The sequence below is a fragment of the Streptomyces sp. NPDC056580 genome (assembly GCF_042793175.1).
Lineage (GTDB): Bacteria > Actinomycetota > Actinomycetes > Streptomycetales > Streptomycetaceae > Streptomyces.
In genome coordinates this window covers 290591-309604 of record NZ_JBHTVE010000010.1, presented here as the reverse complement: position 1 = coordinate 309604, position 19014 = coordinate 290591, and the positions used below count along the sequence as shown (strand labels likewise).

20 protein-coding genes are annotated in these 19014 nt (G+C 72.3%); 10 read left to right on the top strand and 10 right to left on the bottom strand.

What is annotated here, in order from left to right; translation table 11 throughout:
* Positions 1-8: 8 nt before the first annotated feature.
* The 5 genes from ACFQ9Z_RS24130 to ACFQ9Z_RS24110 form a co-directional block, all read right to left on the bottom strand.
* Positions 9-878 carry an ABC transporter permease gene (locus ACFQ9Z_RS24130; RefSeq protein ID WP_383022302.1) on the bottom strand — a complete coding sequence of 290 codons (870 nt, stop codon included), beginning with the start codon at positions 876-878 and terminating at the stop codon, positions 9-11.
* Complete coding sequence (locus ACFQ9Z_RS24125; protein ID WP_383022300.1) at positions 875-1813, bottom strand: ABC transporter ATP-binding protein; 939 nt, start codon at positions 1811-1813, stop codon at positions 875-877. Before ACFQ9Z_RS24125 ends, ACFQ9Z_RS24130 begins: the two co-directional genes overlap by 4 nt.
* Positions 1814-1939: 126 nt before the next feature.
* Positions 1940-2626 carry a phosphatase PAP2 family protein gene (locus ACFQ9Z_RS24120; RefSeq protein ID WP_383022297.1) on the bottom strand — a complete coding sequence of 229 codons (687 nt, stop codon included), beginning with the start codon at positions 2624-2626 and terminating at the stop codon, positions 1940-1942.
* Complete coding sequence (locus ACFQ9Z_RS24115) at positions 2623-3231, bottom strand: phosphatase PAP2 family protein (RefSeq protein WP_383022295.1); 609 nt, start codon at positions 3229-3231, stop codon at positions 2623-2625. The genes ACFQ9Z_RS24120 and ACFQ9Z_RS24115 overlap by 4 nt, the downstream gene beginning before the upstream one ends.
* Positions 3228-3896, bottom strand: coding sequence for a DedA family protein (locus ACFQ9Z_RS24110; RefSeq protein ID WP_383022293.1), 669 nt, complete (start codon positions 3894-3896; stop codon positions 3228-3230). Before ACFQ9Z_RS24110 ends, ACFQ9Z_RS24115 begins: the two co-directional genes overlap by 4 nt.
* 330 nt (positions 3897-4226) lie before the next feature.
* Here ACFQ9Z_RS24110 and ACFQ9Z_RS24105 point away from each other — a divergent pair, with 330 nt between their 5' ends.
* Positions 4227-5129 (top strand): hypothetical protein, encoded by a 903-nt coding sequence (locus ACFQ9Z_RS24105; RefSeq protein WP_383022291.1) that lies wholly within the window; start codon positions 4227-4229, stop codon positions 5127-5129.
* Here ACFQ9Z_RS24105 and ACFQ9Z_RS24100 read toward each other — a convergent pair.
* From ACFQ9Z_RS24100 to ACFQ9Z_RS24090, 3 genes are all read right to left on the bottom strand, one after another.
* Positions 5110-6495 carry a sensor histidine kinase gene (locus ACFQ9Z_RS24100; protein WP_383022289.1) on the bottom strand — a complete coding sequence of 462 codons (1386 nt, stop codon included), beginning with the start codon at positions 6493-6495 and terminating at the stop codon, positions 5110-5112. The genes ACFQ9Z_RS24105 and ACFQ9Z_RS24100 overlap by 20 nt on opposite strands.
* Positions 6492-7154 carry a response regulator transcription factor gene (locus ACFQ9Z_RS24095; RefSeq protein WP_383022287.1) on the bottom strand — a complete coding sequence of 221 codons (663 nt, stop codon included), beginning with the start codon at positions 7152-7154 and terminating at the stop codon, positions 6492-6494. Before ACFQ9Z_RS24095 ends, ACFQ9Z_RS24100 begins: the two co-directional genes overlap by 4 nt.
* A gap of 405 nt (positions 7155-7559) precedes the next feature.
* On the bottom strand, positions 7560-7997 hold the full coding sequence (locus ACFQ9Z_RS24090) for a hypothetical protein (protein WP_003974483.1): 438 nt from the start codon (positions 7995-7997) through the stop codon (positions 7560-7562).
* A 495-nt stretch (positions 7998-8492) separates the two neighbouring features.
* On the opposite strand from ACFQ9Z_RS24090, the gene hemL reads away from it, so the two are divergent.
* The 9 genes from hemL to ACFQ9Z_RS24045 all read left to right on the top strand — a co-directional run bounded on the left by hemL (position 8493) and on the right by ACFQ9Z_RS24045 (position 17941).
* Positions 8493-9821 (top strand): glutamate-1-semialdehyde 2,1-aminomutase, encoded by a 1329-nt coding sequence (hemL, locus tag ACFQ9Z_RS24085; protein WP_383022284.1) that lies wholly within the window; start codon positions 8493-8495, stop codon positions 9819-9821.
* Complete coding sequence (locus ACFQ9Z_RS24080; RefSeq protein ID WP_383022282.1) at positions 9818-10534, top strand: histidine phosphatase family protein; 717 nt, start codon at positions 9818-9820, stop codon at positions 10532-10534. The genes hemL and ACFQ9Z_RS24080 overlap by 4 nt, the downstream gene beginning before the upstream one ends.
* Positions 10535-10657: 123 nt before the next feature.
* The gene (locus tag ACFQ9Z_RS24075) at positions 10658-11971 is read left to right on the top strand and encodes a hypothetical protein (protein ID WP_383022412.1); all 1314 of its coding nucleotides are present in this window, start codon (positions 10658-10660) and stop codon (positions 11969-11971) included.
* A gap of 103 nt (positions 11972-12074) precedes the next feature.
* Positions 12075-12665: a TlpA family protein disulfide reductase gene (locus ACFQ9Z_RS24070; RefSeq protein WP_383022280.1), complete on the top strand. Its 591-nt coding sequence runs from the start codon at positions 12075-12077 to the stop codon at positions 12663-12665.
* 16 nt (positions 12666-12681) lie between these two features.
* The gene (locus tag ACFQ9Z_RS24065) at positions 12682-13443 is read left to right on the top strand and encodes a cytochrome c biogenesis CcdA family protein (protein WP_383022410.1); all 762 of its coding nucleotides are present in this window, start codon (positions 12682-12684) and stop codon (positions 13441-13443) included.
* Positions 13444-13446: 3 nt separating this feature from the next.
* Entirely contained in the window at positions 13447-15144 is a 1698-nt protein-coding gene (locus ACFQ9Z_RS24060) for a cytochrome c biogenesis protein ResB (protein ID WP_383022278.1), read from the top strand.
* On the top strand, positions 15141-16232 hold the full coding sequence (gene ccsB, locus ACFQ9Z_RS24055) for a c-type cytochrome biogenesis protein CcsB (protein WP_383022276.1): 1092 nt from the start codon (positions 15141-15143) through the stop codon (positions 16230-16232). Before ACFQ9Z_RS24060 ends, ccsB begins: the two co-directional genes overlap by 4 nt.
* A 25-nt stretch (positions 16233-16257) precedes the next feature.
* The gene (locus ACFQ9Z_RS24050; protein WP_383022273.1) at positions 16258-16707 is read left to right on the top strand and encodes a hypothetical protein; all 450 of its coding nucleotides are present in this window, start codon (positions 16258-16260) and stop codon (positions 16705-16707) included.
* Between the two features lie 286 nt (positions 16708-16993).
* Positions 16994-17941: a DMT family transporter gene (locus ACFQ9Z_RS24045; RefSeq protein WP_383022271.1), complete on the top strand. Its 948-nt coding sequence runs from the start codon at positions 16994-16996 to the stop codon at positions 17939-17941.
* Here ACFQ9Z_RS24045 and ACFQ9Z_RS24040 read toward each other — a convergent pair.
* Positions 17838-18719: a LysR family transcriptional regulator gene (locus ACFQ9Z_RS24040; RefSeq protein ID WP_383022268.1), complete on the bottom strand. Its 882-nt coding sequence runs from the start codon at positions 18717-18719 to the stop codon at positions 17838-17840. The two genes, ACFQ9Z_RS24045 and ACFQ9Z_RS24040, sit on opposite strands and share 104 nt — an antisense overlap.
* A 4-nt stretch (positions 18720-18723) precedes the next feature.
* Positions 18724-19008 carry a PLD nuclease N-terminal domain-containing protein gene (locus ACFQ9Z_RS24035; protein ID WP_383022265.1) on the bottom strand — a complete coding sequence of 95 codons (285 nt, stop codon included), beginning with the start codon at positions 19006-19008 and terminating at the stop codon, positions 18724-18726.
* Positions 19009-19014 lie beyond the last annotated feature (6 nt).

The window sequence follows — 19014 nt, the reverse complement described above, 5'->3', positions numbered from 1 at the left end:
GCGGCCGCTCACACGTCGCCGCGCAGCAGCCGGCAGGCCGCTCCGGCCAGCACCAGGGCCGTCCAGCCGAGGAGGACCGCGAGGCCGGCGCCCGGCGACAGGGTGGCCGAGTCGTGGGTCAGGGCGAAGAGCGACTCGCCCGCGTGGCTCGGCAGGTAGGGGTTGATGCGGGCCTGCCACGAGCTGGGCAGCAGGGTGATCAGGCCGGGCACGAGCAGGAGGCCGGCCACGAGCACCGAGATGCCACTGGCCACCGACCGCAGCAGCGCGCCCAGAGCGACGCCGATCACGCCGACCAGGCCGAGGTAGAGCCCGGCGCCCAGCAGACCGCGCACGACACCGGCGTGGCCGAGGGTGAGGGCGGCGGGCGTGCCGGAGACGATGCGGCTGCCGACGAGGAAGGCGGTGAACGCGCCCGCGGTCGCCACCACCAGTGCGACCAGCCCGAACACGGCCGCCTTGGACCACAGCACGGGCAGCCGGCGCGGCACCGCCGCCAGGGTCGAGCGGATCATCCCGGTGGACCACTCGCCCGCCGTCACCAGCACGCCGAGCACACCGAGGGCCAACTGCGCGAAGTTGGTGCCGAACAGCGACAGGCTCAGCGCCGTCGCGGTGGCGAAGTCGCGGTCGCCGGGCCCGCCCGAGCCGGGGCCCGCCTTGTAGCGGCTCGCGGCGATCACGCCGAAGGCCACGAGGAACAGCAGGCCCAGGCCGAGGGTGATCCAGGTGGAGCGCAGGGACCAGAGCTTCGCCCACTCGGAGGACAGCACACGCCGGCCGGTCACCCGGTAGGCGGGCCGGGTCCGGGCGGCCGGGGCCGCACCGGAGGTCTCGGGGGTCCCAGGGGTCCCGGAGGTCGCCGTGACGGTGCTCATGCCGCGCCCCCGGAGGTCCCGGCGCCGGTGGTGGAGCCGTGGTACTCCACGGCGTCCCTGGTCAGCTCCATGAACGCCTCCTCCAGCGACACCGCCTTCCCGGTCAGCTCGAACAGCGCGATCCCGTGCTCGGCGGCGGTCAGCCCGATCTGGCGTGCGGACAACCCGGTCACCTGCAGTTCCTCGGAGCCGATGCGGCCGGTGATCTCCACGCCCGGCCCGGCCAGCGCGTCCCGCAGCCGCGCGGGGTCGGACGTCGCGACCTTCACGCAGTCGCCGCCCGCCTCGCGGACCAGGTCCCGCACGGTCGTGTCGGCCAGCAGCCGGCCGCGCCCGACGACGATCAGGTGGTCCGCCACCAGCGCCACCTCGCTCATCAGGTGCGAGGAGACGAAGACCGTGCGCCCTTCCGCCGCGAGGGAGGTGAGCAGGTTGCGGATCCAGAGCACGCCCTCGGGGTCCAGGCCGTTGACGGGCTCGTCCAGCATCACCGTCCGCGGGTCGCCCAGCAGCGCGGCGGCGATGCCCAGGCGCTGTCCCATGCCGAGGGAGAAGGAGCCGGCCCGCTTGTCCGCGACGCTGCCGAGACCGGCCAGTTCCACGACCTCGTCGACCCGGCGGCGCGGGATGCCGTGGGTGAGCGCGAGCGCCCTGAGGTGGTTGCGGGCCGAGCGGCCCGGGTGGACCGACTTGGCCTCCAGCAGCGCGCCGACCTCCTGCAGCGGCGCCCGGTGACGGGCGTAGCGCTGTCCGTTCACCGTGACGGAGCCGCTCGTCGGCGCGTCCAGCCCGACGATCATCCGCATCGTCGTGGACTTGCCCGCGCCGTTGGGCCCCAGGAAGCCGGTCACCCTGCCCGGCCGCACGGTGAACTCCAGACCGTCGACGGCCGTCTTCTCCCCGTACCTCTTGGTGAGCCGCTGTGCATCGATCATTCGCGTTCCCTCTTTCGGGGTGCGGCGTACGGAACGCCCGACGCCTCCCTGGCAACGCTAGGTCCGGGATGTCCGTTTTCCGTGGTACCGGGGGCCCAAGCCCGCGGGGCGGGTGGTACCGGGGTACTACGCCCGCCGCCCGGCGTCCGGAGCGCCGGCCCGCGGGCTGAGGGCGGATGCGGGCAGCAGGTGGACGGCCGCGCACCCGCACGCTCCCAGCCAGCCGGCGGCGAACAGCCAGCCGCCCAGGACGTCGCTGAGCCAGTGCACGCCGAGGTAGCAGCGGGTCAGCCCGACCAGCAGGCCCCAGCAGGCGACGGCGATCCGCAGCGCCGTGCCGCCGCGCGGAGCGCGCAGGGTCAGCGCGACGATCAGCGTCCCCGCGGTCAGGGCGGCGGTGGTGGTGTGCCCGGACGGGAACGCCCAGCCGCTCGCGTGCGTCGCCCAGTCCATGTGCGGTGGGCGCGGCCGGTGGGCCAGCTCCATCACGCCGTACCGCAGCGCCTGTCCCAGTCCGAGACAGGCGAGGCAGAGGGCGGCCGCGACCAGCCGCTGCCGCGCGGTGCGTCCGGCCACGACGCCGGCCACGGCCACCAGGACGTAGGGGACGACGCCCGTGCCGGTGGCGGTCACGCCCCGTGCCAGGCTCACGGCCACCTCGGGGCGGTGGGCGGTCGCCCAGGCGAGGAAGCCGTCGTCCAGCCACAGCGGTGAACCGCCCCGGCCGACGACGACCATGGCCAGTACGGCGAACGCCACCCACGCGCCGAGGCCGGCGCTGCCGGCCAGTTCGGCGGTGTCCTCGCGGTTCACGAGACCGACAGCAGGGGACGGAGCGGAGCCGCCGAGGTCATCCGGCGGGCCAGCTCCGCGGAACGGCGCCGGAGCAGGAGCATCGCGGCGAGCGCGACGAGCCCGCCGACCACCAGTCCGGTCACCACGTCGTGCGGGTAGTGCACGCCGATCCAGACCCGGGAGGCGGCCATGGCGGCCGCCGCCACGCAGGCGACGGCGCCCAGCCGCCGGGAGACGAACAGCAGCGCCACCGCGGCGGCCGCCGCGATCGCCGCGTGGTTGCTGGGGAACGACCAGTCACCGGGCGCCGGACACGCCTCGAGGGTTCTCACCGGCAGGATCTGGCACGGGCGGTCCTCGTGCACGGCCAGCTTCAGCGCGGCGTTGACGCCGTACGCCAGCACCACGACCACCGGAACAGCCAGCGCGGTCACCGCCGGGGCCGCCCCGGTCCGCCGGGCCCGCCACCAGCCGAGGAGCATGAGCAGGGCGAACACCGCGAGCCCGTAGTCCGACCACACCGTCACCGCGGTGTCCAGCCAGCCCGGCGAGTGCTGGGCGAGATCCGTCACGTCCCGATAGGCGGAGCCGTCTATCGACGCCCCGTCGAATGCCAGGATCATCCGCGGACCTCCTTCTCGCGCGCCCGCCTGCGGCCGCGGTACAACTCCGAGGCGAGCGGAACCAGCGACACCACGACGATCAGCGCGACCAGCGGGAGCAGGTAGCGGTCGACGTTCGGGATCGAGGACCCCAGCGCATAGCCGGCCAGGGTCAGACCGAGGCTCCACACCAGGCCGCCGGCCACCTGCCACACCGCGAACGTCCGGGCGGGCACGTCGAGGGCCCCCGCCAGCGGATTGAGCACGGTCCGCACCACCGGCACGAACCTGGCCAGGAAGATCGCCTTGGCGTGCCCGTAGCGCCCGAGCAGTTCCTCGGCCCGCTCCGCGCCTTCGCGCAGCCGCGCCGAGCGGCTGCGCGCCAGCAGCGCACCGCCCGCCCGGCGCCCGATCAGGTAGCCGCACTGGGCGCCGGCCAGCGCGCCGAACGCCGCGGCGGCCAGCAGCGGTCCCAGCGACAGGTGCACGCCGTGCCGCCCCGAGCCTGTGCACAGCAGGCCGGCCGTGAAGAGCAGGGAGTCGCCCGGCAGGAAGAACCCGATCAGCAGGCCCGTCTCGGCGAACATCACGACGCCGACGCCCAGCACGCCGAAGGCGGCCAGCAGCGACTGCGCGTCCAGCGGGTTCACCGCCAGCTGCGACGACAGGGCCACGGATGTGGTCATCGGCATGAAGTCCTCTCCGGGCGCGCTGAAGCGCCAGTCGTCTACAATTCCGTAGACTGTCTACGGTACTGTAGACGATCGTTATGGGCGGACGGTTCCCGTACGGCAGGACGTCACCGGGCCGGGCCCGGCCGCCCGGCGGAGGGACTGGGCTGCCACGTCCCGGCGGAACGGCTGAGCTGCCGCGCCGCGGGCGTTCAGGATGCGTTCAGGCTTTTCGTGCCACGGTCGGGATCACGGCCGCCGCCGGCGGCCGGCTGGATCTCACAGGCGCTCGTCCCACTTCCCGGGGGCGAGCGCCCTGTCGTTCGACCGGACAGGAGAGCCGCATTGGAGAACTCGGAGGTCCTCACCGACCTCGACGTGGCGAGCGCGTCGAATACGACCAAGTCGGTGATGAAGAAGCTGCCCGAGGTCACGCTGGCGTTCTGGATCATGAAGATCGCCGCGACGACCCTGGGCGAGACGGCGGGCGACCTCTTCGCGCAGACCCTGAAGCTGGGCTATTTCCTCACGACGATCGCGCTGTTCCTGGTCTTCGTGGTGACGCTGGTGGTCCAGTTGCGTTCCAGCCGCTACAACCCGTTCTTCTACTGGACCGTGATCCTGTCGACCAGCATGGCCGGCACCACGATGTCCGACTTCATGAACCGCGACGCCAGTGCCAAGTACCTCTCGGCGGGCGCGACCAGACTGGGCTGGGGCCCGCAGGGGCTCGGCCTGGGCTATCCCACCGGGGCCGCCATCCTCGTCTCGATCCTGCTGGTGATCTTCACCGTCTGGAAGCTGAGCGGGATGACGTTCCAGATCCGGGACATCGTCTCCTTCCGGGGCGAGGCCCTGTTCTGGTCGGCGATCCTCGTGTCGAACACCCTCGGCACCTCCATGGGCGACTTCCTCTCCGACAGCTCCGGCCTGGGCTACGCCGGTGGCGCACTGCTGGTGACCGGGCTGCTCGGCGTGCTCCTCGCGCTGATGAAGGTGCCCGCGGTGCCGAACGTCCTGCTGTTCTGGTTCGCCTTCGTCCTCACCCGCCCGCTGGGCGCCACCGCGGGCGACTTCCTCACCAAGCCCGTCGCCAAGGGCGGCCTGGACCTGGGCACCGCGGGCTCGTCCGCCGTGCTCCTCGCCGTCCTGTTCGCGCTGATGGGGTACGCCCAGGTGCGGGAGCGCCGGTCCGCCGCCCGGCCGGCGGGGCAGGAGCCCGGCCCGGTCACCCGGCGGGCAGGCTGACGGTGAACCTGGCCCCGGGCCCGTGCCCGGGGTCGTGGGACACCTCACCGCCGACGGCGCGGGCCAGGCGCCGCGCGAGCGGCAGGCCCAGGCCCGCGCCGTCGTGACCGTCGCCCGGTTCGGCGCGCCGGCCGGGCTGGAACAGCTCGCCCGTGAACGACTCCGGCACACCGGGGCCGTCGTCGACGACGTCGATGCGCACACCGCCGGAGAGCCGCCGCGCGGACACGGTCACGTGCGAGCCGGCGTAGCGGGCCGCGTTGGCGAGCAGCGGGCTGAGGATGCGTTCGAGGAGAGCGGGGGCGACCCCCGCCTCCAGCACGGCCGCGTCCGTCTCCACCGCCGTCCGCACCCGGTCCGGCGTGTCGAGGCGCTGGAGCAGGCGGTCCAGGACGGGCACGACGTCGGTCGTTCCGGGGGCCGCCGCGGGGGGCAGCGCGTTCTCGCGGGCGTCGTTCAGGAGGGTGTCGCAGATGGTGCGCATGGACTGGGCGGCCTCGGCGATCACCTGCTGGGCGGCGCCGGTCTCGGCAGCCGTGCGGGGCCGGGCCCGCCACCAGTCGAGCTCCATGATGATCCGGGTGAGCGGCGTGCGCAGTTCGTGGGACAGCTCCCCGGTCAGCTGCCGCTCGTGGCGCAGCACCGTGCGTATGCGGTCCAGGAGCGCGTCCAGGGAGGCGCCCAGACGGGCGAGCTCGGCCGGGTGGTCGTCGGTGCCGAAGCGCTCGTCGGAGCCCACGGCGCTCCACTGCGTGGCCTGGTCGGTCATCGTCCGCACCGGGCGCAGCGCACGGCCCACCGACAGCCGGGTGAGCACGTAGGTGAAGCCGAGCATCACGACGTCCAGGACCACCGACCCCAGCAGCAGGGTGCCGGCCGAACTGCGGTACGGAGTCAGGTCCAGGGCGGTGACGACGGTGGCGGTGGCGCGGCGGCCGTGGACGGGCTGGGCGCACAGCCGGACGGGCCCGCGGCCGTGCGCCCGCACGGTCGTGCAGGCCTGACTCCGCCGCGCGGCCAGCCGGTCGGCGGCCAGCGCCGGCGGGGTGCCGGCCGCGGCGGACGGCGGCCTCTCCAGCAGACGCGTCCCCGCGTAGATCCACACGTTCGAGTCGAGCAGGCGGTCGTTGACGGTCTCCAGGACCCGCACCCGGGTTCCGGAGGTGTCGACGGTCGTGGCCACCGCCGCCGCCCGGTTGCGCAGTTCGTCGTCCGCCTGGTGCTGCAGGTGCCGGTCCATCACGGCGTTGAACACCACGGTCAGGATCGTCATCAGCAGGGCCGCGGTGGTCAGCGCCACCAGGGAGAGGCGGCCGCGCAGGGTGCGCGGTGCGAGGCGCCGCAGGGCGCGCGGGACCCGGTTCATGACAGGCGGTGGCCGATCCCGCGCGCCGTGTCGAGGGCCAGGCCGCTGCCGGCCTCACGCAGTTTGCGGCGCAGCCGGCTCAGGTACTGGTCCAGGGTGTTGTCGCTGACCTGCGCACCCTCGGGCCAGCCCGCCCGCACCAGGTCGCGGCGGCGTACGAGGGTGCCGTCCGCGGCGACGAGCGTGGCCAGCAGCCGGAACTCGGTGGGGGACAGCGTGACGCGGGCGCCGTGCACGGTCATGCTGTGGTCCACCGCGTCCAGGACCAGGTCGCCGACCCCGGCCACCGGCGGGCCGGCCGTCCGTCTGAGCACGGCCCTGAGCCTGGCGGCGAGCTCGGCGAGGTGGAAGGGCTTGGGCAGGTAGTCGTCGCCGCCGGCGGAGAACCCGGACAGGCGGTCGGTGAGCTGGTGCCGGGCGGTGAGGAAGACGATCGGGGCGAGGAAGCCGTTGGCGCGCATGGCCTGGCACACGTCCCGCCCGTCCGAGTCGGGCAGCCCGACGTCCAGCACGGCCGCCGAGATGTCGGCCGTGGCCAGCCGCAGCGCGGTGGCGCCGTCGGCCGCCGGGACCGGTTCGAAGTCCTCGTCCCGCAGCCCCCGGCGCAGCACGTCCCGCAGGGCGTGGTCGTCCTCGACCACCAGGATCTTGGGGCGCATCAATCCGCCGCCTCTCAGGGATGCACGAGGTCGGCAGCGAAGCGCCCCGGGCGCCCGGTGGCGAGCCGCCGGACCGGGGTTCCGACTGCCGCCGTGCTGCGGGCAAGGGCCGGGACCGAGTGACTACAGGAAAGTAGACCGTCCATCGGACTGTAGACGAACCACGGCCGACGAGCGTTCCCGGCCCACGGACGGCACGCGGAGGTCACCCGCGGTCGCGGTCACCGGCGGCCGCGCGGCGGGCCGGCCCCGCGGTCGCGGTCACGTGCTGTCGCTCGGCCGGCCGGGCGACCGATGCCGATGCCGGCGCCGAAGCCGCGTTCCGCGGGGGCGCCGGGTCCCCCGGCACATGACGAGGGCGGGACCCGGAGATCCCGCCCGCACCGACTCCCGTGAAACCCCAGGTCAGGGCCAGACCAGGCAATAAGGCTGATGCCCCGCCTCGTGCAGCCGGTGGCTGAAGTCCTGCCACTCGTGCAGCAGTTGGTACACGTTGAACGCGTCCCGGGGGCCGCCCCGGTCCGGGACCGTCGACCAGATGAACGCCGCCGCGCCCACCGCCTCCTCGCCGATGCCGCGCAGGGGGTCGACGACCGTCATGGGCAGCTTGACGACGGCGTAGTCGGGGTGCAGGACGACCAGTTCCAGAGGCGGCACCTTGTGCAGGGGGACACCCTCGATGCCGGTCAGCACCATGGCGGCCATCGTCTCCGGCTTGATCTTGGTGAACATGCCGTTCATGCCCAGCTCGTCGCCGCCGAGTTCCTCGGGGCGCATCGAGATGGGGACGCGGGCCGCCGTCGCGCCGTCCGGCGCGCCGAAGTATTTGTACGTCACCCCCACCCGACCACCATTCCTGCCTACCGCCCGTGACCGGTCGATCCGCCGGTCGTACCGCTCGGGCTCGCCCGGTACACCCTGTGTCTGATGTGCGTCGGCCTGACGTGCCTCGGTCGTTTCCTCCACCTCGCGCCGGTGCCTTCCCCGCCGGGCGCGTCGAGGACCCAGGTCGTCAGTCCCCTCGCCCAGTCCGCCACCGCGATGCATATCTCCACCCGACTGCTTTTCTAGGACGCGTGGCCCCCGCCGCGCAACCCGATCATCGTGTCAGTGACCTCCCCCACGGCCGCCCGCCGAAACGTGCGGCGAAACACCAGTCCGCGGGATCCTCCCGGTCACTGATCACTACGTGCCGTATGAGCTGTGTGTATCAGCTCTCAGTCTCGCAGATGGCGCGGCCGTGACCCGGAGGTCGGCCGCTCGACCCCCGGACGGCGGCCTACCCTGAGATGGTCACCACAGCAACCGGAGTCCGAGAAGCCGGAGAAGCCGCACGTCATGAGCGCCAAGAGCGAACTGCCCTATCCCTACGAAGCGCCCGTGTCGCAGGCGCTCTTCGACCGTGCGTCGGCCGTCACGCCGGGCGGCGTGAACTCACCGGTGCGCGCCTTCCGCGCCGTGGGCGGCACGCCCCGGTTCATGGTCTCCGGCAAGGGGCCCTATCTGACCGACGCCGACGGACGGGAGTACGTCGACCTCGTGTGCTCCTGGGGGCCGATGATCCTCGGCCACTCGCACCCCGAGGTGATCGCCGCGGTGCAGGAGGCCGTCGCCCGCGGAACGTCCTTCGGCACCCCGGGCGAGGGCGAGGTCGCCCTGGCCGAGGAGATCGTCGCGCGGGTCGAGCCCGTGGAGAAGGTGCGGCTGGTCAGCAGCGGCACCGAGGCGACGATGTCGGCGATCCGGCTCGCCCGCGGCTTCACCCAGCGCTCCAAGGTCGTCAAGTTCGCCGGCTGCTACCACGGCCACGTGGACTCGCTGCTGGCCGCCGCCGGGTCCGGCGTCGCCACCTTCGCGCTGCCCGACACGCCGGGTGTCACCGGCGCCCAGGCCGGCGACACGATCGTGCTCCCGTACAACGACCTGGAGGCCGTGCAGGAGGCCTTCCACCGGCACCCGGGGGAGATCGCCTGCGTGATCACCGAGGCCTCCCCGGGCAACATGGGCGTCGTGCCGCCGGCGCCCGGTTTCAACCAGGGCCTCAAGGACGCGTGCCGCAGGCACGGCGCCCTCTACATCTCCGACGAGGTGATGACCGGGTTCCGGACCAGCCGCGCCGGGTGGTACGGCGTGGACGGGGTCAGGCCCGACCTGATGACCTTCGGCAAGGTCATGGGCGGCGGCTTCCCCGCCGCCGCGTTCGGCGGCCGGGCCGACGTCATGGCCCACCTCGCGCCCGCCGGCCCCGTCTACCAGGCCGGCACCCTCTCCGGCAATCCCGTCGCCACCGCCGCCGGGCTCGCCCAGCTCCGGCTGCTCGACGACGCGGCGTACGAGACGGTCGACGCCGTCTCCGCGCAGATCCAGAGCCTCGTCACCGAGGCGCTGAGCAAGGAGGGCGTCGCGCACCGGCTGCAGGCCGCCTCCAACATGTTCTCCGTGTTCTTCACCGACCGGCAGGTGCGGGACTACGAGGACGCCAAGCGGCAGGCGTCGTTCCGCTTCACCGCCTTCTTCCACTCGCTGCTGTCGAACGGCGTCTACCTGCCGCCGTCGTCCTTCGAGTCCTGGTTCGTGTCCACGGCCCACGACGAGCGGGCCATCCAGAAGATCGCCGACGCCCTCCCGGCGGCGGCCCGAGCGGCCGCGGAGGCCACGGCAGCATGAGCAGCAGCGCGAGCACCAACGGCAGCGAGCGGGACATCACCGTCGTCCACCTCATGCGGCACGGCGAGGTCGAGAACCCGGGCGGCGTCCTCTACGGGCGGCTGCCCGGCTACCACCTGTCCGAGCTGGGCCGGAAGATGGCCGACCGGGTCGCCGAGCACCTCTCCACCCGGGACGTCACGCACGTCTGCGCCTCCCCGCTGGAGCGCGCGCAGGAGACCGCCACTCCGATCGCCAAGGCGCACGGTCTGGAACTGGCCACCGACGCCCGGCTCATCGAGGCCGACAACGTCTTCCAGGGCAAGACGTTCGGGGTCGGGGACGGCGCGCTGCGCAACCCCGACAACTGGAAGCACCTCGTCAACCCGTTCCGGCCGTCCTGGGGCGAGCCGTACATCGACCAGGTCGTGCGCATGATGGGCGCGCTGCACACCGCCAAGGACCGGGCCCGCGGGCACGAGGCGGTGCTGGTCAGCCATCAGCTCCCGATCTGGACGGTGCGGTCGTACGTCGAGAAGCGGCGGCTGTGGCACGACCCGCGCAAGCGGCAGTGCACCCTGGCGTCGCTGACGACCTTCACCTTCCAGGGCGACCGGATCGTCTCCGTCGGCTACTCCGAGCCCGCCATCGACCTGGTCCCCGCGCACCTGCGGGCCGGCGCCAAGCCCCAGAAGGGCAAGGGGACGGCGCAGGGCAAGGCCTTCGGAGCCTGAACCGCGGGCCGGGCCCTTTTGCCGGGCCTGTTACGAAAAGCACAAAGAAGTACCGGAACCTCCCCGAGCGTCACGCCCTCTGACTGGGTGACCACCAGCAGGCGTGACGAATCGGGGATCTCCATGCGCACCTTCTCCCGGACCGACCGGATGCTCTCCCGCAGGGGAGCGCTGGGCCTCGGCGCGGGCGCGGCCGCCGCCGCCTCGCTGGCCGGCTGCGGGAGCCTCAAGTCCTCGGACGAGAGCGGGCCCCGGTCCGGTTCCGGCCACGAGGGCGGCGGCGGGGGCGGCGCGGGCAAGGGCGGGAGCACGGCGCGTCCGGCCCGGCCCATCGGCGACGGCTCCACCTCGTTCACCGGCCGGCAGCCGCACCAGCCCGCGAAGCCCGAGCCGCTGGAGCCGGGTCAGACGCCTCCGCAGTTCGTGATCTTCTCCTGGGACGGCGCCGGCGAGGTCGGCAACGGTCTCTTCCCGCGCTTCCTGGACCTCGCCCGGGAGCACGGCGCGAGCATGACGTTCTTCCTCTCCGGGCTGTATCTGCTGCCGGAGTCGAAGAAGCGGCTCTACGACCCCCCGAACAACCCGCGCGGCGCCTCCGACATCGGCTACCTCAGCGACCCCCACATCAGGTCGACCCTGGCCAACGTGCGCCGGGCCTGGCTGGAGGGGCACGAGATCGGCACCCACTTCAACGGGCACTTCTGCGCCGGCTCCGGCTCGGTCGGCAACTGGACCCCGCAGCAGTGGCGGAGCGAGATACGGCAGGCCACCTCGTTCGTGAAGGAGTGGCGGACCAACACCGGCTGGACCGACCTGCCGCCGCTGCCGTTCGACTACGACAGGGAGCTGGTCGGCGGCCGCACCCCCTGTCTGCTCGGCCAGGACAACCTGCTGCCCGCCGCCCGCGAGCTGGGCTGGCGCTACGACGCCTCCTCGCCGGGCGGACGCCAGGTGTGGCCGCTGAAGCGGATGGGGATCTGGGACCTGCCGCTCCAGCAGATACCTTTCCCCGGACGCTCCTTCGAGGTCCTGTCCATGGACTACAACATGCTCGCCAACCAGTCCGTCAACTCGACCAACGCGCCCGCCTACAACCACCCGCGCTGGCGCGCCCAGTCCGCGCAGGCCTACATCCAGGGCTTCGAGCGGGCATACGGGACGAATCGGGCACCTCTCTTCATCGGCAACCACTTCGAGCAGTGGAACGGCGGCATCTACATGGACGCCGTGGAGCAGGCCTTCAAGCACATCGCGCGCGAGAAGGACAAGGGCGGGGACGTCCGGCTGGTCTCCTTCCGGCAGTTCGTGGACTGGATGGACGCGCAGAAGCCCGAGGTGCTCGCCCGGCTGCGCACCCTGGAGGTGGGGCAGCGGCCCGCCGGGGGCTGGAAGGAGTTCCTGCGGGACGCCAAGCCGGCCGCGGGCGCCACCGCGTGAGGAATCGCCCGGAATGTCCCGTGTAAATAGCTCCTGAAATGCGGTTTTCCACCCGACAGGGGGGTGCGCGAGATCGCCGGAACAGGCATGCGAAACTTTTCACATGAGTACCCGTAGCCGTACCGTCCTGCTCAGCGCCACGGCCGCCGTCGCGGCCCTGACCCTGTCCGCGTGCGGCAACGGCGGCACCTCCGGCGGAGGCGGCAACACCAACTTCGTCACCGGCAACAACGGCATCGACACCGCAGCCAAGGGCAAGCGCTCCGCCGCGCCCGACCTGTCGGGCAGGACCCTCGACGGCAAGAACCTCGACATCGCCGACTACAAGGGCAAGGTCGTCGTCGTCAACGTCTGGGGTTCCTGGTGCGGGCCGTGCCGGGAGGAGGCCCAGTACTTCTCCAAGGTCTCCAAGGCGTACGAGGGCAAGGGCGTGCAGTTCGTGGGGATCAACACCCGCGACACCAGCACCACCCCCGCGCTCGCCTTCGAGCGGGAGCACGGGATCGGCTACCCGAGCCTGTACGACCCGACCGGCAAGCTGATGCTCCGCTTCAAGAAGGGCACGCTCAACCCGCAGCTCATCCCCTCCACGCTCGTCATCGACAAGGACGGGAAGGTCGCCGCGCGGGCGCTGGAGGCGCTCGACGACACGGCGCTGCTCAAGATGCTCAAGCCGGTCGTCGCGGAGAAGTGACGTGAGCGCGACTTACCTGCTGGCCGCCGCCGGGACGGGCCCGAACGACACCGTGCTGAACGGTGCCCTGCTGGTCGCCCTGCCGATCGCCCTGCTCGGCGGACTGGTCTCCTTCTTCTCGCCCTGCGTGCTGCCGCTCGTCCCCGGCTACCTCTCCTACGTCACCGGCATCGCCGGCACCGACCTCGCCGAGGCCAGACGGGGGCGCATGGTCGCCGGCGCCTCGCTGTTCGTCCTCGGCTTCAGCGCCGTGTTCATCTCCAGCGGGGCGCTGTTCGGCTACTTCGGCTGGACCCTCCAGGACAACAAGGCCACCCTGTCGCGGGTGCTCGGCGTGCTCATGATCCTGCTGGGCGTCTTCTTCATGGGGCTGATGCCCTGGTTCACCCAGCGCGAGTTCCGCTTCCACCGGCGGCCGACCGCGGGCCTGGTGGGCGCGCCCCTGCTGGGCGCCCTGTTCGGCGTCGGCTGGACGCCCTGCATCGGACCGACCCTCGCCGCGGTGAACTTCCTCTCCTGGCACGAGTCGAGCGCCGGGCGCGGGGCGGTGCTGATGATCGCCTACTGCCTGGGCCTCGGTGTGCCCTTCGTCCTCACCGCGGTCGCCTTCCGCAAGGCGCTCGGCGCCTTCGGCTGGGTCAAGCGCCACTATGTCTGGGTGATGCGCGCCGGCGGCACGATGATGATCGTGACCGGCGTGCTGCTGCTGACCGGGGCCTGGGACCACCTGGTGAACGAGATGCAGAGCTGGTCCGACGGCTTCACTGTGGGGATCTGATCGATGAGCACAACCGAAACCGACAAGGGCCGCGAGCAGGAGGACCTGGGGGCGGCCGGCTCCCGGCTGTCCACCGCTCCGCAGGAGGAGGCGGTGAGCCTGCCGGGCCTCGGGGTCGTCGGCTGGGTCCGCTGGTTCTGGCGGCAGCTCACCTCCATGCGGGTGGCGCTGCTGCTGCTCCTGCTGCTCTCGCTCGGCGCGATCCCCGGCTCGCTGATCCCGCAGACCGGCGCCGACGCCACCAAGGTCGACGGCTTCCGCGCGGCCCACAAGACGCTCGCGCCGGTCTACGACAAGCTCGGCCTCTTCCACGTCTACAGCTCGGTGTGGTTCTCCGCGATCTACATCCTGCTGTTCGTCTCCCTCATCGGCTGCATCGTCCCGCGCACCTGGCAGTTCGTCGGCCAGCTCCGCGGCCGTCCGCCGGGCGCGCCAAGGCGCCTGGACCGGCTGCCCGCCTACACCACCTGGCGCACCGCGGCCGATCCCGAGCAGGTCCGCGAGGCCGCGCTCGCGCTGGTGCGCAGGCGCCGCTTCCGGGCCCACGTCGCCGGTGACGCCGTCGCCGCCGAGAAGGGTTACGTGCGCGAGCTGGGCAACCTGGTCTTCCACATCGCGCTGATCGTGCTGCTGGTCGCCTTCGCCTCGGGCCAGATGTACAAGTCGGACGGCACCAAGCTGATGGTCGAGGGCGACGGCTTCTCCAACGCCCTGCCGATGTACGACGACTTCAAGTCCGGCAGCCTGTTCACCACCGACGACCTGTCACCGTTCAGCTTCAGCCTGAAGGACTTCAAGGGCACCTACGAGCTGACCGGACCCAACCGCGGCACCCCGCGCACCTTCCAGGCGAAGGTCGCCTACAGCGAGGGCGCCGACGGCAAGGAGCGCTCCACGACCGTCAAGGTCAACGAGCCGCTGAAGATCGGCGAGGCCAAGGTCTACCTCGTCAGCCACGGCTACGCGCCCGTCATCACCGTCCGCGACGGCAAGGGCGAGGTCGTCTACCAGGACGCCGTGCCGCTGCTGCCGCTCGACGGCAACGTCACCTCGCAGGGCGTGATCAAGGTGATGGACGGCTACCGCGACGCCCAGGGCAAGAAGGACCAGCTCGGCGTCCGGGCCTTCTTCCTGCCGACCTACGGCGGCGGCGCCTCGGTGCTCTCGCAGTTCCCGGCGCTGCTGAACCCCGTGCTGAACCTCGAGCCGTACCACGGCGACCTCGGCGTCAACTCGGGCATCCCGCAGAGCGTGTACCAGCTCGACAAGACACACATGAAGGGCTTCAAGGACGCCAGGGGCCAGCAGCTCCGGGGCAACCTCAAGCCGGGGCAGACCCTGAAGCTCCCGGACGGCGCCGGCTCGATCACGCTCGAGAAGGACGTCAAGGAGTGGGCCGGCTTCGAGATCGTCCAGGAGCCGGGCGGCGGCTGGGCGCTCGCCGGCGCGCTCGGCGCGATCTTCGGCCTGGCCGCCTCCCTGTTCATCCAGCGCCGTCGCGTGTGGGTGCGCGCGGTGCGCGGAGCCGACGGCGTCACCGTGGTCGAGATGGCCGGGCTCGGCCGCAGCGAGTCCGCCAAGGTGCCCGAGGAACTGGGCGACCTCGCCGCGAACCTCTACGACCAGGCGCCGGGGGCACCGGACCCCGACGACGACTCCACCCCATCCCCCGCTGGACCTGCCGAAGGGGCTGAGAAGTGACTCTCGCCGCCGCAACCAACGAACACCTGGCGAGCATCAGCAACACGCTGATCTACTCGTCCATGGCCGTCTACACGCTCGCCTTCTTCGCGTACATCGCCGAGTGGCTGTTCGGCAGCCGCAGCAAGGTCGGCCGCACGGCCGCCGCGCTGACCGCTGCCGCCGCCGGCGGCGAGCGCCGGGCGGGCGCGCCCGCCGTCACCGTCAAGAGCGCCGGCGGGACCGCCGTGCTGGAGCGGCCGAAGGTCGTCGTGCGCTCCGTCTCCGGTGCCCGGGACGTGCCGGACGGGCCGGGCGCGCACGGCGGCGACGAGCAGGGCGACCTCTACGGCCGGATCGCCATCTCGCTCACCGTGCTCGCCTTCCTCGTGGAGCTGAGCGGCGTCGTCGCCCGCGCGGCCTCCGTGGAGCGCGCGCCGTGGGGCAACATGTACGAGTTCAACATCACCTTCTCCACGGTGGCCGTCGGTGTGTACCTCACGCTGCTGGCGCTGAAGAAGAACGTGCGCTGGCTCGGCCTGTTCCTGATCACCACGGTCCTGCTCGACCTCGGTCTGGCCGTGACCGTGCTGTACACCGCGAGCGACCAGCTCGTCCCGGCGCTGCACTCGTACTGGCTGTACATCCACGTCTCCACCGCGATCTTCTGCGGCGCGGTGTTCTACGTCGGCGCGGTCGCCACGATCCTCTACCTCTTCAAGGACTCCTACGAGAACAAGCTGGAGTCCGGCGGCACGCCCGGCCGCTTCGCGCGCTCGGTGCTGGAGCGGCTGCCCGCCTCGGCCTCGCTGGACAAGTTCGCCTACCGCGTCAACGCGGCCGTCTTCCCGCTGTGGACGTTCACGATCATCGCGGGCGCGATCTGGGCGGGCGACGCCTGGGGCCGCTACTGGAACTGGGACCCCAAGGAGACCTGGTCCTTCATCACCTGGATCGCCTACGCCTGCTACCTGCACGCGCGGGCCACGGCAGGCTGGAAGGGCCGCAAGGCCGCCTACCTGGCGCTCATCGCCTTCGGCTGCTGGCTGTTCAACTATTACGGCGTCAACATCTTCGTCACCGGCAAGCACTCGTACGCGGGCGTGTGACGCCCCGGTCGGTGACACTGGTGCCATGAGCGGTTCCATCGAACAGGGCACCAGCCAGACGCACGGGAACACGCACATACTCCACTTCCTGGTGCGGCTCCCGAGGGCCATGGAAGAGGTCTGGACGGCGGTGGCCACGCCCGCGGGACTCGCGGGCTGGTTCACCGCCGTCGACGTTCTCGAGCCAAGACTCGACGGGGAGGTCGCCTTCCGGGAGCTGGGCGCCGGGCGGGTCACCGCGTGGGACGTGGACCGGGTCGCCGAGTACACCGTGGCGGGCGGCCGGCTGCGGTTCCACCTGGAGCGTGAGCGGCCGTCGGGCTGCGTGCTGCGCTTCACCCACGAGTTCCAGGGCGAGGGCGAGTCGCAGGCCGCCTGGCGCACCAGGTTCGAACGGCTGATCGGGAACCTGGGGTCCTCGCCCCCGCCGCCCGGTCCGGAGCCGGCGGAGCCGCTTCCGGGGCAGTACACCTGACCCCGCCGCGGGCCCGGGCCCGGAACCGCCGGGGCCGTCGCGCCCGTCCGCACCGCGGTTCCGCCGCGACCGCGCGCCGGCGGCGCCTGCCTGGACCTCGCCTTCGGCGGGGGCGCGGCCAGCAGGCCCTGCCAGTCCGGAACCGCCTCGCAGAGCTGGGCCCACACCTGACGGCCCGCCGGATCCGCCCCCGGCCTTGGGCCATCGGAGGCGCCGATGGCCCCATCGGCAGGACGCCCCGGCGGCTCGTGGACCCGCCCGGGCGGCCGTCCGTAGCGTCGGCGCCATGACCTCAGAGCACACGGGCACGGCCCAGCTGACCACCGCGATGATGCTGTCCGGCACCCTCGGCGTCTTCGTCGTCGAGTCCGGTGCCCCGCCCTTCGACGTCGTCCTCTTCCGCGTCCTGTTCGGCGCGCTGGCCCTCGGCGGCTACGTGCTGGCCCGCGGCTGGCTGCGCGACCACGGCTTCACTCCGCGCACCCTCGGCCTCGCCGTCCTCGGCGGGGTGTTCATCGTCTTCAACTGGGTGCTGCTGTTCCAGTCGTACGAGAACACGTCCATCTCGGTGGCCACCGTGGTCTACCACACGCAGCCCTTCTACGTGGTGCTGCTCGGCGCCCTGCTGTTCCGCGAGCGGCTCACCGCCGCCCGGGTCGGCTGGATCGGCGTCGCCTTCGCCGGTCTGGTCCTCGTCTCCGGGGTGACACCCGCCGACTTCACCGGCGGCGGCGCGTACCTCACCGGCATCGGCCAGGCCCTGCTCGCCGCCCTGCTGTACGGGCTGTCCACCCTGGTCACCAAGCGGATCACCGGTGTGCGCCCGCACCTGATCGCCCTCGTCCAGGTCCTGGTCGGCATTCCGCTGCTGCTGCCCTTCGCCGACTTCGGCGCCATGCGGGGCACCGGCTGGGACTGGGGCTGGCTGGCCGGCCTCGTGCTGCTGCACACCGGAGTGATGTACGTCCTCATGTACGCCGCCTACGCCAAGCTGCCCACCGCCAAGATCGCCGTGCTCGCCTTCGTCTACCCGGCCGTCGCGATGCTCATGGACTGGGCGGTGTACGGCCACCACATCGGCCTCGTGCAGGCCCTCGGCGTCCCGCTCATCGTGACCGCGAGCCTCAAGGTCACCCTTGCTCGGACACCAGCCGCCGCGCCTGCTCCACGAACAGCCGGGCGTGCGCCGGGAGCCGCTTCCCGGACCGCCAGGCCAGCTGCGTGCGAAGCGTGAACGGCGGCTCCCAGTCCAGCCGCACGAGCGTGCCCGCCGCGAGTTCGGCGGCGACCGTCACCTCGGGCAGCAGCGCCGCCCCGAGACCGGCCGCCGCCGCGCGCTTGGTGGCCTCGATCGTGCCGAACTCCATGAACTCCACCGGCCCCAGCGCCGTCAGCTCCCGCTCGAACAGGTCCCGGTAGGCGCACCCCGGCTCGGTGGCCAGCAGGGACAGGCCGACGAGACCGGCGGAGGCGACGGGTTCCCCGGCCAGGGGGTGCTCCGGGGCCGCGACCAGCGCCAGCGGCTCCACCGCCAGCACCGTGCTCTCCAGCCCCGGGTGCTCGGTCTCCGCCTCCATCAGGAAACCGACGTCGTACGTGCCCTGGCGCAGCGCCTGCCGGGTCTCGTCGCCGATGGTGGTGCGCAGCGCGAGCCGCACCGCGGGGTGGCGGTGGTGGAAGTACTCCAGCAGCGGCGGCAGCCGGTAGGAGGTCAGGGACTCCATGGTGCCGACGGTGAGGGTCCCGGCCGGCTCGCCGGCGCCGGTGACGGCCGCCCGCGCCTCCTCGGCCAGCTCGATCATCCGCCGGGCGTAGGGCAGCAGCCGCTCACCCGCCTCGGTGAGCCGGATCCGGCCGCCGAGCCGGTCGAACAGCTCGGCCCCCAGTGAGGTCTCCAGGGCCCGGATCTGGCTGGTCACACTGGACTGCGCGTACGACAGCTCGGCCGCGGCCCGGGTGAAGCTCAGGACGGTGGCGACCTTCTCGAAGGTGACGAGCAGCCTCAGTTCCACCGGCTCAGTCGTTCCCGGGGTCGTCCCGCTCGAGGGACTTGAGGAACTCGGGGTTGTCGTCGGGGGCGACCCAGCCCGGGCCGCCCGGGGACGCGGCGGCCGGCTGCCGGACCCTGCCGGTGATCAGCCAGGCGACCGGGCCCACCAGCACCCAGCCGAAGACCAGGACGACGAGCAGCCACGCGCCCTTCGGCAGGTGGCGCACCTCTTCCTCGGGGGTGTTCAGGCAGTCGACGAAGGCGTAGATCCACAGCGCCAGCACCAGCAGGGCGGGCAGATACCTGAGCATGACGTG

Bases quoted from the DNA above. Each gene is read 5' to 3' on its own strand.
- ACFQ9Z_RS24115 (WP_383022295.1), bottom strand. From the start codon at position 3,231: ATGATCCTGGCATTCGACGGGGCGTCGATAGACGGCTCCGCCTATCGG.
- ACFQ9Z_RS24035 (WP_383022265.1), bottom strand. From the start codon at position 19,008: ATGCTCAGGTATCTGCCCGCCCTGCTGGTGCTGGCGCTGTGGATCTAC.
- ACFQ9Z_RS24110 (WP_383022293.1), bottom strand. From the start codon at position 3,896: ATGACCACATCCGTGGCCCTGTCGTCGCAGCTGGCGGTGAACCCGCTG.
- ACFQ9Z_RS24050 (WP_383022273.1), top strand. From the start codon at position 16,258: ATGAGCGGTTCCATCGAACAGGGCACCAGCCAGACGCACGGGAACACG.
- ACFQ9Z_RS24060 (WP_383022278.1), top strand. From the start codon at position 13,447: ATGAGCACAACCGAAACCGACAAGGGCCGCGAGCAGGAGGACCTGGGG.
- ACFQ9Z_RS24045 (WP_383022271.1), top strand. From the start codon at position 16,994: ATGACCTCAGAGCACACGGGCACGGCCCAGCTGACCACCGCGATGATG.
- ACFQ9Z_RS24125 (WP_383022300.1), bottom strand. From the start codon at position 1,813: ATGATCGATGCACAGCGGCTCACCAAGAGGTACGGGGAGAAGACGGCC.
- ACFQ9Z_RS24095 (WP_383022287.1), bottom strand. From the start codon at position 7,154: ATGCGCCCCAAGATCCTGGTGGTCGAGGACGACCACGCCCTGCGGGAC.
- hemL (WP_383022284.1), top strand. From the start codon at position 8,493: ATGAGCGCCAAGAGCGAACTGCCCTATCCCTACGAAGCGCCCGTGTCG.
- ACFQ9Z_RS24080 (WP_383022282.1), top strand. From the start codon at position 9,818: ATGAGCAGCAGCGCGAGCACCAACGGCAGCGAGCGGGACATCACCGTC.
- ACFQ9Z_RS24070 (WP_383022280.1), top strand. From the start codon at position 12,075: ATGAGTACCCGTAGCCGTACCGTCCTGCTCAGCGCCACGGCCGCCGTC.
- ACFQ9Z_RS24100 (WP_383022289.1), bottom strand. From the start codon at position 6,495: ATGAACCGGGTCCCGCGCGCCCTGCGGCGCCTCGCACCGCGCACCCTG.
- ACFQ9Z_RS24075 (WP_383022412.1), top strand. From the start codon at position 10,658: ATGCGCACCTTCTCCCGGACCGACCGGATGCTCTCCCGCAGGGGAGCG.
- ACFQ9Z_RS24130 (WP_383022302.1), bottom strand. From the start codon at position 878: ATGAGCACCGTCACGGCGACCTCCGGGACCCCTGGGACCCCCGAGACC.